At 32.9% G+C, this 17,003-nt stretch carries 10 protein-coding genes and 1 tRNA gene; 10 read left to right on the forward strand and 1 reads right to left on the reverse strand.

The window, feature by feature from the left end; genetic code table 11:
- Window positions 1-1,389: a dipeptidase gene (locus tag ABXT64_RS07315; protein ID WP_443632278.1), complete on the reverse strand. Its 1,389-nt coding sequence runs from the start codon at window positions 1,387-1,389 to the stop codon at window positions 1-3.
- 130 nt (window positions 1,390-1,519) lie between these two features.
- Between ABXT64_RS07315 and ABXT64_RS07320 the strand changes: the two genes are divergently transcribed.
- From ABXT64_RS07320 to ABXT64_RS07365, 10 genes are all read left to right on the forward strand, one after another.
- A tRNA-Leu gene (locus tag ABXT64_RS07320) sits at window positions 1,520-1,601 on the forward strand.
- A 277-nt stretch (window positions 1,602-1,878) separates the two neighbouring features.
- Window positions 1,879-2,877, forward strand: a complete 999-nt coding sequence (locus tag ABXT64_RS07325; protein WP_443632279.1) for a GntR family transcriptional regulator — start codon at window positions 1,879-1,881, stop codon at window positions 2,875-2,877.
- A gap of 3 nt (window positions 2,878-2,880) precedes the next feature.
- Window positions 2,881-3,825 (forward strand): aldose 1-epimerase, encoded by a 945-nt coding sequence (locus ABXT64_RS07330; RefSeq protein ID WP_443632280.1) that lies wholly within the window; start codon window positions 2,881-2,883, stop codon window positions 3,823-3,825.
- Window positions 3,813-5,459, forward strand: coding sequence for a solute:sodium symporter family transporter (locus tag ABXT64_RS07335; RefSeq protein ID WP_443632281.1), 1,647 nt, complete (start codon window positions 3,813-3,815; stop codon window positions 5,457-5,459). Before ABXT64_RS07330 ends, ABXT64_RS07335 begins: the two co-directional genes overlap by 13 nt.
- Before the next feature lie 5 nt (window positions 5,460-5,464).
- Window positions 5,465-6,658 carry a galactokinase gene (galK, locus tag ABXT64_RS07340; RefSeq protein ID WP_443632282.1) on the forward strand — a complete coding sequence of 398 codons (1,194 nt, stop codon included), beginning with the start codon at window positions 5,465-5,467 and terminating at the stop codon, window positions 6,656-6,658.
- A 5-nt stretch (window positions 6,659-6,663) separates the two neighbouring features.
- Complete coding sequence (locus ABXT64_RS07345; protein ID WP_443632283.1) at window positions 6,664-10,047, forward strand: endo-alpha-N-acetylgalactosaminidase family protein; 3,384 nt, start codon at window positions 6,664-6,666, stop codon at window positions 10,045-10,047.
- A gap of 21 nt (window positions 10,048-10,068) precedes the next feature.
- Entirely contained in the window at window positions 10,069-13,437 is a 3,369-nt protein-coding gene (locus tag ABXT64_RS07350; protein ID WP_443632284.1) for a glycoside hydrolase family 2 TIM barrel-domain containing protein, read from the forward strand.
- Window positions 13,427-14,524 carry a phosphotransferase enzyme family protein gene (locus tag ABXT64_RS07355; RefSeq protein WP_443632285.1) on the forward strand — a complete coding sequence of 366 codons (1,098 nt, stop codon included), beginning with the start codon at window positions 13,427-13,429 and terminating at the stop codon, window positions 14,522-14,524. The genes ABXT64_RS07350 and ABXT64_RS07355 overlap by 11 nt, the downstream gene beginning before the upstream one ends.
- Window positions 14,525-14,704: 180 nt before the next feature.
- Window positions 14,705-15,358 (forward strand): uracil phosphoribosyltransferase, encoded by a 654-nt coding sequence (gene upp, locus ABXT64_RS07360; protein WP_443632286.1) that lies wholly within the window; start codon window positions 14,705-14,707, stop codon window positions 15,356-15,358.
- 222 nt (window positions 15,359-15,580) lie between these two features.
- The gene (locus tag ABXT64_RS07365; RefSeq protein WP_443632287.1) at window positions 15,581-17,002 is read left to right on the forward strand and encodes a pyridoxal phosphate-dependent decarboxylase family protein; all 1,422 of its coding nucleotides are present in this window, start codon (window positions 15,581-15,583) and stop codon (window positions 17,000-17,002) included.
- The last annotated feature ends 1 nt before the right edge of the window (window position 17,003 follow it).

Consider the following 17,003-nt stretch of genomic DNA (forward strand, 5'->3'; position numbering starts at 1 on the left):
TTATTTACTCATTTCTGTAAAATAATGGTAAAACTGTGGAATGGTTTCAATTCCTTTAAGGTAATTCCATATTCCAAAATGTTCATTGGGTGAATGTATAGCATCACTATCTAAACCGAAGCCCATTAAAATGGTTTTACTTTCTAGTTCTTTTTCAAACAATGCAACAATAGGAATACTACCTCCACTTCGTTGTGGAATTGGTGTTTTTCCAAAAGTTCTTTCATATGCTTTTTCTGCAGCTTTATATCCTAAACTATCAATTGGAGTAACATAAGCTTGACCTCCATGATGAGGAGTTACCTTAGCACGAACTCCTACAGGAGCAATACTCTCAAAATGTTTTATAAATAAATCAGTAATTTCTTCCCAATTTTGGTTGGGTACTAAACGCATTGATATTTTGGCATACGCTTTACTTGCAATTACTGTTTTTGCGCCTTCTCCAATATATCCACCCCAAATTCCATTGACATCTAAGGTTGGTCTAATCGAATTACGTTCGTTGGTTGTATATCCTTTTTCACCATAGATATCATCAATATCTATTGATTTCTTATAAGCTTCCTTACTAAATGGAGCTTCTGCCATCTTTGCTCTTTCCTCTAATGAAAGTTCATCTACTTTATCATAAAAACCAGGAATGGTAATATGATTATTTTCATCATGTAAAGAAGCAATCATTTTTGTTAAAATGTTTATTGGATTTGCAACTGCACCTCCATATAAACCACTGTGTAAATCACGGTTAGGACCGGTAATTTCTACTTCAACATAACTAAGCCCTCTAAGTCCTGTTGTTATAGAAGGAACATCGGGTGCTATCATTCCAGTATCACTAATAAGGATCACATCATTTGCTAATTTTTCGTGGTTTCTTTCAACAAACCAACTCAAACTTTCACTTCCAACTTCTTCTTCACCTTCAATCATGAATTTCACATTGCAGGGTAATTGTCCCGTTGAAGTCATATATTCTAATGCTTTTACATGCATATACATTTGACCCTTATCATCGCAACTACCTCTAGCAAAAATAGCACCTTCTGGATGTATTTCGGTTTTCTTTATTACGGGTTCAAAAGGAGGGCTGTCCCATAAATCTAATGGATCTGGTGGTTGTACATCATAATGTCCATATACCAAAATTGTAGGTAATTTTGCATCTATAATTTTTTCACCATAAACGATTGGGTATCCTGGAGTTTCACATATTTCTACGGAATCACACCCTGCTTTTTGTAAACTATCTTTTACAGTTTCAGCAGTGAGTATTAGATCTGCTTTATAAGCAGAATCTGCACTAATAGAAGGTATTTTAAGTAGTTCAATTAATTCATCAATAAACCTTTGTTTATTTTCGTCAATATAGGATTTTGCACTTTTCATTGAATATATTTTTTGAAGAATTGTAAAAGTAATAAAAAGCAGTATTTTTAGAATGCTTTTGCTTGTAAATTATAAATCTTGTTTATATTTGCACTCGCTTTACAAAATATTTGACTTGTAAGGTAGGTCTGCGGGCGTGATGGAATTGGTAGACATGCTAGACTTAGGATCTAGTGCTTCACGGCGTGGGAGTTCGAGTCTCCCCGCCCGCACAGTTAGAAATAACCTCTTGGAAACGAGAGGTTTTTTTATGCACTAATTATTCTTTTAAGTTTTGTTGCCAAGTCCATGAAGAACTAATCATTTCTTATCATTTATATTGCTGTGTGTGATCCAATATATCAATACCTTCGGGTTATAATGGTTTTAGTTTTCATTATATATTGATTCTATAGCCGTTTCGTTGTTATGACGAAGATGTATTGTTACTATAAAAACTACTAGTACCTACCAGTTAGTTTATGTGGAATTTTATTATATATTTATAGTGTGGAAATTGTAACTATAAAAGAGAAATCTAGCATACCTAAGTACAAACAAATTGTAGCTTCAATTGAAGACGCAATCGTTAATGGTACGCTAAAAAAAGGCGATAAATTACCGTCTTTAAATAGTATAAAAAATCAGAATTCCTTATCTCGAGATACTGTACTTACAGCATTTAACGAATTAAAGACACGTGGAATTGTTCAGTCTATAGTTGGTAAAGGCTATTATGTTATAAGTGAAGATATAGATGTTAATCAGAAAATATTTTTACTGTTTGACGAGTTCAATTCTTTTAAAGAAGACTTATACAATTCCTTTATAACAGGGATGGGTGATAATGTGCGAGTTGATATATTTTTCCATCATTTCAACCTTGATGTCTTTAATAAATTAATAAATGATAATGCAGGTAATTATAGTTATTATGTTATTATGCCAGCCAATCTAATAGGCACAGAAAATGTAGTACATAGGCTTCCAAATGATAAAGTTTATATATTGGATCAAATGCCTTTAGAGTTAATGGAATACCCTTCTATTCACCAAAACTTCAAGAAAAATATCTATGAAGGCTTACATGCAGGACTTAATCAAATTAAAAAATATCAAAAAGCAGTTTTACTCTATCAAGAAGAACGTCAGCCAAAAGGAATTTTAGATGGGTTTCACCTGTTTTGCTCACATAACGGTATCCAAAATGAAGTCATTGATACTTTAAATGACAGAGAATTATCGAAAGGAGAATTATACATTCTTTTAGACGATAAAAACTTAATACGGATTATAAAGCGTATTAGAGAACAACGTCTAGTACTTGCCAAAGACATTGGGATTATTTCATATAATGATACCCTTTTAAAGGAAATTGTTGAAGGCGGAATCACAACGATATCTACCAACTTTAACCTTATGGGTACACGACTAGCGCAAATGATTTTGAATAATGAATTTGTTAATGTTGAAAACCCAAATAGTCTAATCCTTAGAAAATCATTATAAAGGTTGTACGCATTAAAAGAAATAGAAACACAAGGGTTACAATTCATAGAGCTTGCTAGTTCTGATGCTACATCAAAAGCAGTAATATGTTTAAATCAAGGAGGAAGATTAAGTGACTTCGTATTTGAAAAGATTCAAATTCTTGCAGATTTTCATCCTTCAGCCTACCAAGACAATTATGCGTCTTCAGTTTTATTTCCGTTTGCGAACAGAATTAAAGGTGGGGCTTATACTTTTAATGATTCAAAATACATACTAGATTGTAATGAAAAAGGTAAGAGTAATGCATTACACGGATTAGTTTACAACAAGGCATTTGTTTGTATTCATAAAACGCTAACATCAGATTATGCTTCAATAACCTTACAGTATAAAGATGAAGGAAAAAATAAAGGCTTTCCGTTTAAGTTCAATATTGAATTAACTTATACCTTAAATAGCTGCGGAATTGCTTTATCTGTTAAAATTAAAAATGAAGATAAAAGGCCTTTTCCTTTCACTTTGGGATGGCATCCTTATTTTAATAGTAAGGATTTAGACTACAGTTCTATTGATTTTAACAGTAATTCAAAATACTTATTTGACCATCAACAAATTATTTCAGGAACGACTAGCTTAGGTCTTGAAATGCCTTTTCAATTAAAAGGAGTGAAATTAGACGATGGTTATCCACTACAAACAAATGAAGTTGAATTTTTAACACCTGAATATGGTTTCAAATTTACATCGACATCAAAAGAAAATTTTCTGCACCTATTCACTCCTGATCAACCTAAGGTTATTGCTATTGAGCCAATGACAGGAGCTGCAAATAATTTTAATAACAAAATAGGTTTACAAACACTAGAGCCAAATGACGTTTATAAGGTAGAATGGGATATCGCGATTGACACCTTAAACACTAAAGTAAAAAGTAACAAACTAATCAATAAACTATGCAATTCTTAACATTCATTGGGTTTACAGCTTTAGTAGCTATCATATCCTATTATAAAACAAGAAATACTGAAGAATCTTCCTCAGATGGTTACTTCTTAGGAGGTCGTAGTTTAACAGCTGGTGTTATTGCGGGATCATTATTGTTGACCAACTTATCTACCGAACAAGTTGTTGGACTCAACGGTGCTGCATACCAAAGTGGATTATCAGTAATGGTATGGGAAACTTTAGCCGCAATTGCAATGGTAGTTACAGCCATGTTCTTATTGCCAAGGTATTTAAAAGGAGGCTTAACAACAGTACCGGGATTTTTAGCAAAACGATTTGATGTTACTACAAAAACACTTACCTCAGTTTTATTCCTGTCTGGTTATGTGGTGGTGCTGCTTCCTGTGATTTTATACTCAGGATCTTTAGCCATCAGTGGTATGTTCGATATCCCTGAATTATTAGGTGTTACACATACACAGTCGATTTGGATTTGTGTTTGGGGCATTGGAATTATTGGTTCTATATATGCTGTTTTTGGTGGATTGAAAGCTGTTGCAGTTTCAGATTCTATTAATGCAGTAGGCTTATTAATTGGAGGAATTTTAATTCCAATTTTTGGTTTAATGATGATTGGTGATGGAAGTATTATGGATGGTATTTCCACATTGACAACCGAAAACCCTGATAAGTTTAAATCTATGGGTGGACCCACTGATCCTGTGCCATTTTATACCATTTTTACCGGTATGATGTTAGTCCAATTATTTTATTGGGGAACCAACCAACAGATTATCCAAAGAGCGCTTGGTGCAAAAGATTTAAAGGAAGGTCAAAAAGGATTATTATTAGCCTCATTTATAAAAATACTAGGACCAATAATCGTTGTTTTACCTGGTATTATTGCGTATCATATATTTCAAGGAAATCTAGAAAGTGCAGATAGCGCGTATCCAATGTTAGTGAAAAAGGTATTACCAACTGCTTGGGTTGGCTTCTTTGCTGCGGTATTGTTTGGAGCTATTTTGAGTTCATTTAACAGTGTCTTAAATAGTTCAGTTACACTTTTTGGAATGGATGTTTATAAACAACACATTAATAAAGATGCAGATGAAAAAACGATTGTAAAATATGGTAAAACCTTTGGTGTTATTTTAGCGATTGCTTCTATGTTTATTGCACCACTTATTGCAAATGCAGGAAGTTTATTTGCCTACCTTCAAGAGATTAATGGTATCTACAGTATCCCAATTTTTTCTATTATTATTGTCGGTTATTTAACCAAACATGTACCGGCAATTGCGGCCAAAATCGGATTAGTATCTGGCTGTTTATTATATATAGTTAGTCAGTTTTTTATGCAGCCTTACTTCGTAACTAAAGCATTAGAATCAGCAAAAGCATCTGGAGTAACAGATGAAGCAGCTTTAGCTTTAGTCGAGGTCCAAGCTTATCCTCATTTCTTAGATATTATGGCAATTCTATTCGTGTTAAACGTAGCCATTATGCTAATTATTGGAAAATTAAAACCAAGAAAAGAACCTTTTGTACAAGAATACACGGAACAAGTAGATATTACACCTTGGAAATACACTAAACATGTTGGTGTCGTCATCTGTTTACTTGTACTAGGAGTTTATATTTATTTTGCTTAATTGTCATGAATAAGAAATTAGTTAAAGTAGTAAAACGCGGTTTTAAAGAGCATTATAAAACAAGGCCTCTTATCATATTTTCACCAGGTAGAATCAATCTCATTGGTGAGCATACTGATTATAATGATGGCTTTGCGTTTCCTGCTGCTATAAATAAAGGGATTGCACTTGCTATAAGTAAGAGTGACTCTAATACAAGTAAGGTTTATGCTTTTAATAAGGAAGAACACTATGAGTTTAACGCTGAGAATATTAAACCATTAGAAAATGGAGGATGGCGAAATTATGTTCTAGGAGTGGTTGCGGAATTGCAAATGTTTGGTAAGCACGTTGGAAACTTTAATAGTGTTTTTGCTGGCAATATTCCTGTCGGTGCCGGTATGTCTTCTTCTGCTGCACTAGAGAATAGTTTTGTATTTGGACTCAATGAATTGTTCGATTTAGGATTGTCTAAACATGAAATGATTTTAGTATCTCAAAAAGCCGAGCACAATTTTGCAGGTGTAAAATGTGGCATTATGGATCAGTATGCTAGCATGTTTGGTGTTAAAAATAGTGCGCTTTTATTAGACTGTAGAACGATTGAATCTCAACCTTATCAAATAGATTTTAAGGAGTATAAATTGATGCTTGTTAATAGTAATGTAAAGCACAAATTATCTGAAAGTGCCTATAATGATAGACGCGAAGTATGTGAAAGAGTTTCAGGCTTGTTACAAATAGATGCCTTAAGAGAAGCTTCAAAAGAAGACCTTGACCGAATTAAGGCTGATATTACAGATGAAGACTATAGAAAAATATTGTATGTGATTAATGAAAATAACCGGGTACAACAGTTTTCAGAAGCTATTAAAAAAGATAACATCGAGGCATTAGGCGATTTGCTATATCAATCGCATGAAGGCTTAAGCAAAAACTATAAGGTGAGTTGTGATGAGTTAGACTTTCTTGTTGATAGAGCAAAAGAAAATCTACATGTGTTAGGTTCAAGAATGATGGGAGGAGGTTTTGGTGGCTGTACCATTAATCTTATTAAAAAAGATGAGTTTAAGAAATTCAAAAAAGACGTTTCTAAAAAGTTTCGAGCAGCATTCGAAAAAGATTGTTCTGTATATAGTGTAAAGCTATCGAGAGGGACACATATAGTGGATCAACACACTATTTTGAGTAATAAAAGATTAATAAAACCAAATAAGTAAAACAAATGAGATTATTATATACGTCAGTTTTATGTTGTTGTATTTCTTTAAATACACTAGCACAAAAAGTAACTCAATTGAATTCAAATCAGTTAAGTGTAACTGTAGATGAAACATTTCCTAGAATTGTAAACTATCAATGGAATACATCCGGAGCAGTCCTGTCTGCTAATGACAACCAATTAAGTACTTTGCTTATCAATGGTGAAAGTTATGCTCCAAAAGTTAGCTCTAACACAGAAAAAAATAAAATACTTTATACGCTTACAATTACAGAATTAGATTTAGAATTAAAACTTCATATTTCGGTTCAGAAAAATATAGTGTCATTAAAATTTGATACAATAACTGAAAATGGGGTTTTTAAAGTTCATACCATTGAATTCCCTAATCATAGTTTGTTAAGTGTAAAAAGCACTGATGAAAATGGACAATTCTCGGGTTCAAAAATGTTTACAGCTATTAAAGGAACTGGTGATGTCTTTCAAGAAACATCTAAAAAAACACCAGTAGATAGTATCGCAAAAGGGTATTTATATGCAATTGTAAATACAAAGAAACTTGCTGGAGCGATTTGGTCTAATGCTGTTGAAGAGAAGACAGATAATAACCGTTTACAAAAGCAAACAACAAAACAGGGTAGTGTAACCACGACTAAAGTATGGAGTGGTTCATGGGTTTATCGAGCAAAAGGGATGACAAAACCAAGTCCTTTGCCAGAACTAAAAATTGTGGTTACTAATGATGTAAATAATGACAATTTGGTAGATTGGCAAGATGGAGCAATCGCTTATCGAGACATTCTAAATACGCTAATTGGTTCAGAGAAAATTCCAAACATGGTTGTGCAAAGAATTCCGATGAATTTTAGCAGTCAAGCAACCAATCCGTTTACAAAATCGTTAGAGGAAACCAAGCGTATATTTCTAAATACAGACGGACTGGGGCAATATGTTATTTTGAAAGGATATGGTTCTGAAGGGCATGATTCTAAACATCCAGACTATGCAGACATTGGACATAGACAAGGTGGCGCAGAAGAGATGAATGTGTTAGCGAATGCAGCTAAAAAATACAATACATCAATTGGCGTGCATATCAACGGAACAGAGTCGTATCCAGAAGCACAAGCTTTTAATGAAACATTAATAGATAAAACAAAAAAAGGTTGGAACTGGTTAGATCAATCTTATTATATGGATAAAAGATATGATGGCGTTTCAGGAAATAGACTTCGAAGAATAAAGTCATTGAAAGATCAAGTGCCAGCTTTAGATTTTTTATATGTCGATGTTTGGTATGCTAAAGGAAGTTGGGACAGTAGAGAATTAGGAAGAGAAATTCATTCTTTAGGATTGTATTATACAACAGAGTTTCCCCAAGATCATGAATACGATGCTGTTTGGAATCATTGGGCAGTAGATTATAAATACGGAGGTAAAACGATCAAAGGATACAATAGTAAAATTGTTCGTTTCATTAGAAATCACCAAAAAGATACTTGGATTGCAAAACACCCTTTATTAGGCGGTACAGAAATGGTAGATTTTGAAGGCTGGCAAGGAAGAATTAATTATGATGATTGTATAGAGGTCACATTTGATATAAACTTACCTACAAAATATTTACAGCATTTTCCTATTGAAAAATGGGAAGAAAAAAGCATCACTTTTGCTGATGGCGTAAAAGTATCGACAGATTCAGGAAAAAGAATCATTACAAAGAATGGTAAGGTATTACTAAAAGGAAATACGTATGTATTGCCTTGGAATCCTAAAACTGAAGAAAAGTTATATCACTGGAATGATACAGGGGGAAGTTCTTCTTGGGAATTGCCTCCTTCGTGGGAAAACAGTTCTACTGTTTATGTATATCAATTAACCGATTTAGGAAAGGTACATGAGGAAGAAGTTTCTGTAGTAAATAATCAAGTCGAACTTTCAACAAAAGCTAAAACACCCTATGTGATCTTCAAAAAGAAACAAGAAAAAGACGCCATGGTTTGGGGAGAAGGTTCGTTGGTTAAAAACATGGGCTTTAATAGTGGAGATTTAAATAATTGGAAGCTAAATGGAACAAATACTTCAGTTAAAAGAAATAAAAATGGACAATACGAATTGTCCATAGATAAAGGAGAAAAGGTTCGTGTAAGTCAAACACTTAAAAGGTTACCTAAAGGACATTATTATGCTTCTGTTTATGTAAATGCACAAAACAGAAAAGCAACCTTAGAAGTGAAAACAAAAAATACATCAACATCAAAATATGCCATCAACTCTTTATGGGAAAACTATATCGCAGCCGATAGTAAACATGGTACAAACATGCAAAGAATGTATGTGCATTTTGATGTGGAAGAGCACCATGAAGATGTTGAATTAATTTTAAGTGCAGATAAAGGAAGCGGTAAAGTGTTGTTTGATAACATTAGAGTAAAAGCTATTGCCCAAACAAAAAAAGCAGACAGCCTCTATTTTGAAGAAAACTTCGAACAGGTACCCTCAGGAATTTTTCCATTTGTTAAAGGTCCTGCCGGAGGATCGAATGATCCAAGGATTCATTTAGCTGAATTACATTCTCCTTACACTCAAAAAGGTTGGAATGGGAAAAAAATTGATGATGTGATTGAGGGAAAATGGTCTTTGAAATTACATGAAGATGTAAAAGGATTAGTTGTGCAAACCATTCCGCAGAATATACGTTTTAAAGCAGGGAAAAAATACACCCTTACTTTTAAATATCAAACCGAATCAAATGATTATTCATTTGCTATAGGAGATAATAATGAAATAGTATCAGAAAGTATTATTGCACCTCAGTTAGAAACACAAACATATTCAGTTACTTTTATTGGATCTAAATCTGGTAATACATGGATTGGTTTTGTTAAGAATAATAAAAATGAAACGGATCTTATTATTGATAAGATTGAAATAATAGAATATAAAATCAACAACTGGACGGTTATTGAATCTTCTTCTGAAGAAACTATAGGAGAAGGCTCGGATACTGGGCATGCAAAACATGCAATTGATATTAATAGTGAAACATATTGGCATTCGGCTTGGTCTGCTGCAGAACCAAGATATCCACACTCTTTTAATGTTAACTTAAACGAAGATCAAATAATTAAAGGGTTTAGCTTTTTGCACAGAAAAGACAAATATAATGGCAGACCAAAAGATATTACTATTGAAACTAGTACAGATGGTGTAAATTTTGAAAACCTTGGCGATTTTACATTGGGAGATGGTACTGCAAAACAATTAATAGAATTGACAACTCCAATAACTATTCAGTATTTTAAAGTTACAATTAGAAGTGGTTATGATGATAATTCTGGGGAAGATGTGTTTTTTACACATTTAGCAGAAGTAGGCATATATTAGATGAGTACAAATATTTTAAATATGAAACTTAAATTTAAAAATAGCAATACATTATTATTGATTTGGGTATCAATATTTTTAACTGGTTTAGTGTATAGCCAAGAAAAAGATATCTCACATTATATTGAAAACGAAGCGGTAATTAGTGAGAATAAATTAGAAGCACATGCTTCATTTTCAACGTATGCTCCCAATGAAGATGCTTTAAGTTTTAAGCCTACGGATGCAAACTTTTATCAAAGTTTAGATGGAGCTTGGAAATTTAAATGGGTGCGATCTCCAAAGGATAGACCTACTACATTTATGAATCCTTTAGAAAATGTAGGTGCTTGGGATACTATTAAAGTTCCCTCAAACTGGGAAGTTGAAGGCTTCGGAATTCCTATTTATGCAAATCACCAATATGAATTTGCAGATTATAAAGCACCAGTTACAGATGAAATGGAATTTGTTATAGATTCATCTGGAAGCTATGTAAGAACTGTTCCTAAATACCCAGGAAAACTACCGTCAGCATATAACCCTGTAGGATCATATAGACGTGATTTTAATATAAATTCTGATTGGGATGGCAATGAGATTTTTCTTCATGTTGGAGCAATGAAATCAGGTGGTTTTGTTTGGCTTAATGGTACGTATGTAGGATATTCTCAAGGGAGTAAATTACCGTCAGAATTTAATATAACTCAATTTGCTAAACCAGGTAATAATACCATTGCGATTCAAATTTTTAGATGGACGGATGGTTCTTATTTAGAATGTCAAGATTTTTGGAGAATCAGCGGAATTGAACGCAGTGTATATGTATATGCGCAACCTAAATTAAGAATAAAAGATTTCGAGGTAGTTTCAAATTTGGATGGAGCCTATAAAAATGGAATATTAGATTTAGATGTTGTTATTGAAAATCACCTTTCAAAAAATAAAAAAGCGCAAGTGGCCTTTAAATTATATGACGATAGTGATCAAATAATTGCTTCAGAATCTTTAGAATTGGCAGTTCTTGGGAATAATGAAAGTCAGTTAAATTTTCAGGCAACCATTGAAAACGCAAAACAATGGAGTGCAGAGCACCCAAATTTGTATACGTTAGTTATTGAGTTGAAAGACAAAAAAGGAAATATGATAGAGGCTACAGCTTCTAAAATTGGATTTAGATCGGTAGAAATTAAAAACGGGCTTCTTTTAGTTAATGGTCAAAGAATTACGTTAAAAGGTGTTAATGCCCAAGAAGCAGATCCAGAAACAGGTCATGTCGTGTCTGAAGAAATGGACATGAAAGACATTCGTTTGTGGAAAGAAAATAATATCAATGCGGTTAGGTTAAGTCACTATCCAAGAGGGCGACGATTTTATGAATTGTGTGATATTTACGGGATATATGTAGTTGATGAGGCAAATATTGAATCTCATGGTATGTATTATGGGGAACATTCATTGGCAAAAAAAGAGAATTGGGAAAAGGCACATGTAGATAGAATGGTGCGCATGGTAGAGCGAGATAAAAACCATCCATCTGTGATTATTTGGTCAATGGGTAATGAGGCAGGAAATGGCGTTAATTTTTATGCAGGATACAAAGCTATAAAGGCAAACGATAAATCAAAAAGACCTGTGCAATACGAAAGACCTTATAAAGATGAGGATGGTAGTTTATATGACATGGATTGGAATACAGATATAATTGTACCGCAATATCCTTCCCCTGCTGTATTCGAAGAAATTGGAAAATCTAAAACAGACCGACCATTTATACCTAGTGAATATGCACATGCAATGGGGAATAGTACCGGAAATTTTCAAGATTATTGGGATGTTATTGAACAATATGACAACCTACAAGGTGGATTTATTTGGGATTGGGTAGATCAGTCTATTTGGAAAACAGACGAAAATGGCGTACGATATTATGCCTATGGTGGAGATTATGGAAAAGATATGCCTTCAGATGGTACATTTTTGAATAATGGAATTGTCTTTCCAGACCGTAAGCCGCAACCCGCATTATATGAAGTTAAAAAAGCACATGAGTTTATTAATTTTAAAGAAAAAGGAATAAATAAAAGTGATGAAATTCGAATTTTAGTAGAGAACTTATACGATTTTACAGACCTTAATATTTTTGAGATTACTGCTACTATAAAAGCAGATGGAAAGGTGTTAAAAACAATTCCGATAGAGACGCTTTCAGTAGAAACACATACGGGAAAATTAATTAGAATTCCGCTAGGAGATGTTGCTTATCAAACAAATACAGAATATTTTGTTGAGGTTTCTGCAACTACTAAAAACGCTTGGGGATTATTACCTAAAGGATTCGAAGTTGCTCATGAGCAAATAAAATTAGATGCTAAATACAAGAAAGAATCTGTAAGTATAGAGAACGGTATCAACCTATCTGTAAAGACAGCCGGTTTAAATACCATCGTTTCAAATGCAGATTTAGAGTTGGTATTTAACAAAGAAGAAGGGCGTTTGACTTCTTACAAATTCAAAAATAACGAATTATTGAAAGACGGAAAAGGGCCTAAGCCAAATTTCTGGAGAGCAGTTACAGACAATGATTTTGGAAGTAAAATGCAAATTAAAAATATTGAATGGAAGAAAGCATCCTTGTTTTCTGAAGTTGTAGATGTTGTATCAAGACAAGTATCTGGGAACGAAGTTGAATTAAAAGTAACTTATAAATTACCAGGCGTAGCCACAGGATTTACAAGTGTGTATACGATTAATGGGAATGGAGTTGTTCGCATTGAAAATACATTAGGAATTACTAATTATAAAGGAGATATACCAAGAATTGGTATGCGAATGCAATTACCAAAGCAATATGACGAAATGACTTACTTTGGAAGAGGCCCATGGGAAAATTATCAAGATAGAAAGCATTCTGCTTTTGTGGATTTATATACCTCTACAGTTTCAGATCAATATGTGCCCTATATTCGCCCTTCAGAAAATGGATATAAAACAGAAGTAAGGTGGGTTTCTTTAACAAATAAGAGCGGAAACGGATTAATGGTTGTTTCAGAAGATACTAGTAATGGGTTAGGTATAGGTGCGTTACATATGCCAAACGAAGATTTCGACACGACTACTGGACTTGACTATGGCGGTACTTTAGCTGTTAATGAAAAATATCAAATTGATGGTATTCCGGAAGTAAATAAAACAAAACATACTACAGATATTAAAGAACAAGATTTAGTGCAATTAAATATTGATTTAGTGCAACGAGGTGTTGCTGGTGATGATAGTTGGTATTCAAAACCACAAGAAAAATATCTTGTAAAAGGAGCTATTGCGCATAATTATTCTTTCTATTTAATTCCGGTTGAGAATGGCTCTAAAGAATTATTTGTAAAATTAAGTAAGCAGTTTGGAAAGTAATATCCAACAAGATTATGAAACTAATATGAAAGAAGAAACTATAAAATATATTTTTAATTCATTTAATCATGGCTCTAACTATTTAAGCCACTCAGAATTAAACACAGGTCATATTAACGATACATTTTTTGTCAATACAGATTCAGGTAATAAATACATTCTACAAAGAATAAATCATCATGTATTTAAAGATGTTGCTGGTTTAGTCAATAATAAAGTTTTAATAAGTAATCATATAAGGAGTAAATTTTCAAACGTTTCTGAAGAAGAATTTACTAAAACAAACCTCACTTTTGTAAAAGCAAAAAATACAGGCTTATATTATCATAAACAAAATGTAGATTTCTGGAATGTAATGGTTTTTATAGAGGAGAGCATAACCTATGAAATTGTAAAAAACGAAGAATTAGCTTATGAAGGCGGGAAATTATTTGGAGCGTTTCTAAACTTAACAAGCGATTTTGATGCGGGAAAATTAATAGAAGTCATTCCGAAATTTCATGACATGTCTTTTAGGTATTATCAATTTCAATCCGTGTTACAATCAGCTTCAAAAGAACGACTTTTTAAAGCAATCGATTCTATTAATATCGTAACCGATTTAAAGGAAGAAATGCATATTCTTCAAAACCTAAAAGAGTCTGGTAAAATAAAACTTAGAGTAACCCATAATGACACAAAAATATCTAATGCATTATTTTCTAAAGACAACAAAGGAATCTGTGTTATTGATACTGATACCGTAATGCCCGGAATTGTACATTATGATTTTGGTGATGCTATTAGAACCATTTGTAATTCAGCTGCCGAAGATGAGGCCAATTTAGATTTGATTGAATTTAATGTTGAATATTACAAAGCTTACAAAAAAGGGTTTTTAGAAAAAATGGAACTTTCTCTATCTTCTGTAGAATTAAAATACCTCCCCTTGGGAGCAAAAACTATGATATTTATTATGGGTTTAAGGTTTTTAACCGATTATTTAAATAATGACATCTATTATAAAATAAAATATCCAGAACATAATTTAGTTCGAGCAAAAAATCAATTTAAACTCATGCAAAGTTTCACTAATAAATATAAATAAGCTTCTCTTTATTGAGAGGCTTTTTTTTGTTTAAAATTTAATGATCATGATCATAAGGGCGGTTAAGTTTATTTTAGTTACTGACATTAAGCGAGTTAAAAATAATTAATCTTATATGTAAGTCTTAAGAACAGTAACTGTAGAATTTTATATCTTGCCTAAGTTTTGAAATAATAGGATATGATTGTACATGATTTTGATGAAAGTAACTCTATAATACATCAATTTATAGCAGAATTAAGGGATGAAAATATTCAAAAAGACGCCATGCGTTTCAGAAAAAACATAGAACGCATTGGTGAAATTTTAAGTTATGAGTTAAGTAAAACATTATGCTATAAGAATATAGAAATACACACTCCTCTGGGGACAAAATCTTGTCCTCAAATTCAAGATAACCTTGTACTTTGCTCTATACTAAGAGCGGGTTTGCCTTTACATCAAGGCGTATTAAATTATTTTGATACCGCAGAAAATGGTTTTATTTCAGCATTTAGAAAGCATACCAATGATCAAGATGACTTTGAAGTAATTGTAAATTATTTAGCAGCACCTTCCATTCAAGATAAAACATTGGTATTAATTGATCCCATGTTAGCAACAGGTAAAACTCTAGAGAATACCTATAAAGCTTTAGAGAAATATGGAATACCAAAACAAATTCATATTGTCTCTGTTATAGGTTCTAAAACTGGAGTAGAATATGTAAAAGAAATCTTTCCAGAAAATACACATTTATGGATTGTTGCTATCGATGACACCCTAAATAATAGAGGGTATATTATCCCAGGATTAGGGGATGCTGGAGATCTATCTTACGGTCAAAAGCTTTAAAACAAGACAATTTATTAAATACTTTTAAAGACAATAGTGTCTTAATAAGAGGTACTTTTGCAACAGATTTAATGATTGAATATTTGGGAATATGAAACGAGCATGCTAAAAAGCGTATCCCCAATAGAATTATAAATAGCGAACCTGTCTGCGGCAGGCAGGCAGCTTGCCTATACTGAGCAAAGTCGAAGTATGACCATTAAAAAATAATACTATAGCCACATGAAAAAGAGTAATGCTACCTTAGAGCTTTCTAAAAAAGAAATGCAAGAATATGGTTATCAGGTTGTTGATGCGATAGTCGAACATTTTGACACTCAACATGAAAAGCTTCCAGTTTCTTTAGCAACACGGGAAGAAATGGATGATTTGTTTCTAGAAGAAGCACCAGAAAAAGCTTCAGATCCTCAAAAAGTATTGGATTTTGTTTTAGATAAAGTAGTGTCTAAAAGCACCATAGTTTCACATCCAAAAGCATTTTCATTTGTTCCTGGACCTAGTAATTATATAAGTGCTATGGCTGATACTTTAGCCACAGGATTTAATATATTTTCTGGAGGATGGGCAGCTTCTCCTGCAGCTGCCGAATTAGAAATTGTAACCCTGCAATGGTTGCTAAAAATATTCGGATTTCCAGCTAAAAAAGGAGGAGGTATTTTTACAAGTGGCGGTTCCATGGCAAATCTTACTGCCATTGTAACAGCGAGAAATATAAAGTGTGGTGAGGATTTTTCAAATGCGGTTATATACCTTTCAGATCAGGCGCATTCTTCAAATATAAAAGCCATTAATGTTTTAGGGTTTGGGAAAGAACAAATTAGAATAATTCCAACAACTCAAGAGTTTAAGTTTTCGATTAATAAATTAAAAAATGCGATTGCAAAAGATCGATTAAACGGATTGCATCCTTTTTGTTTGATAGGAACAGCAGGAACTACCAATACAGGTACGGTAGATCAATTATCTGAATTATCTGTACTCTGTAAACAGGAAGATATTTGGTTTCATATTGATGGTGCTTATGGTGGTGCAGCGATACTTTCCGTAGATGGAAAGAAGATGTTAAAAGGAATTGAAAAAGCAGATTCTCTTACGGTAGATCCTCATAAATGGTTTTTTCAACCCTATGAAATGGGATGTTTATTAATAAGAAATGTAAATCATTTAAAAGGTACTTTTACTGAAAAACCTGAATACCTAAGAGATGTGGAAGGAAATACTTCTGAAATTAATTTCTACGATCATGGGATTCAATTAACAAGAAGATTTAGAGCCTTAAAATTTTATATGTCGGTAAAAACGTTTGGTTTGTCTTCGTTTAGAAAAGCCATCACCTACAATATTAAATTAGCTGAAAAAACTGAAATTATATTAAGAAAAAGCCCTAATTGGGAAGTCATTTCTCCAGCGACTTTAGCAGTAATAAATTTTAGATTTAACCCAATAGGGAATGACCTTAGCGAAAAACAGTTGGATGCTTTAAACCAGAAAATATCAAAAGGAGTAATGGACTCTAAAGAAGCCTTATTGGTGACTACAATTCTACACAACCAAGTAGTGTTGCGAATATGTTTAATTAATCCAAGAACAACATTAGACGATATAAAGGAGACATTAAATTTGTGTGCCACTTTTGCTGAATAAA

It is taken from the genome of Candidatus Marifrigoribacter sp. Uisw_064 (genome assembly GCF_047730175.1).
Taxonomy (GTDB): Bacteria; Bacteroidota; Bacteroidia; order Flavobacteriales; family Flavobacteriaceae; genus Marifrigoribacter.

Bases quoted from the DNA above. Each gene is read 5' to 3' on its own strand.
- upp (WP_443632286.1), top strand. From the start codon at position 14,705: ATGATTGTACATGATTTTGATGAAAGTAACTCTATAATACATCAATTT.
- galK (WP_443632282.1), top strand. From the start codon at position 5,465: ATGAATAAGAAATTAGTTAAAGTAGTAAAACGCGGTTTTAAAGAGCAT.
- ABXT64_RS07315 (WP_443632278.1), bottom strand. From the start codon at position 1,389: ATGAAAAGTGCAAAATCCTATATTGACGAAAATAAACAAAGGTTTATT.
- ABXT64_RS07335 (WP_443632281.1), top strand. From the start codon at position 3,813: ATGCAATTCTTAACATTCATTGGGTTTACAGCTTTAGTAGCTATCATA.
- ABXT64_RS07365 (WP_443632287.1), top strand. From the start codon at position 15,581: ATGAAAAAGAGTAATGCTACCTTAGAGCTTTCTAAAAAAGAAATGCAA.
- ABXT64_RS07350 (WP_443632284.1), top strand. From the start codon at position 10,069: ATGAAACTTAAATTTAAAAATAGCAATACATTATTATTGATTTGGGTA.
- ABXT64_RS07345 (WP_443632283.1), top strand. From the start codon at position 6,664: ATGAGATTATTATATACGTCAGTTTTATGTTGTTGTATTTCTTTAAAT.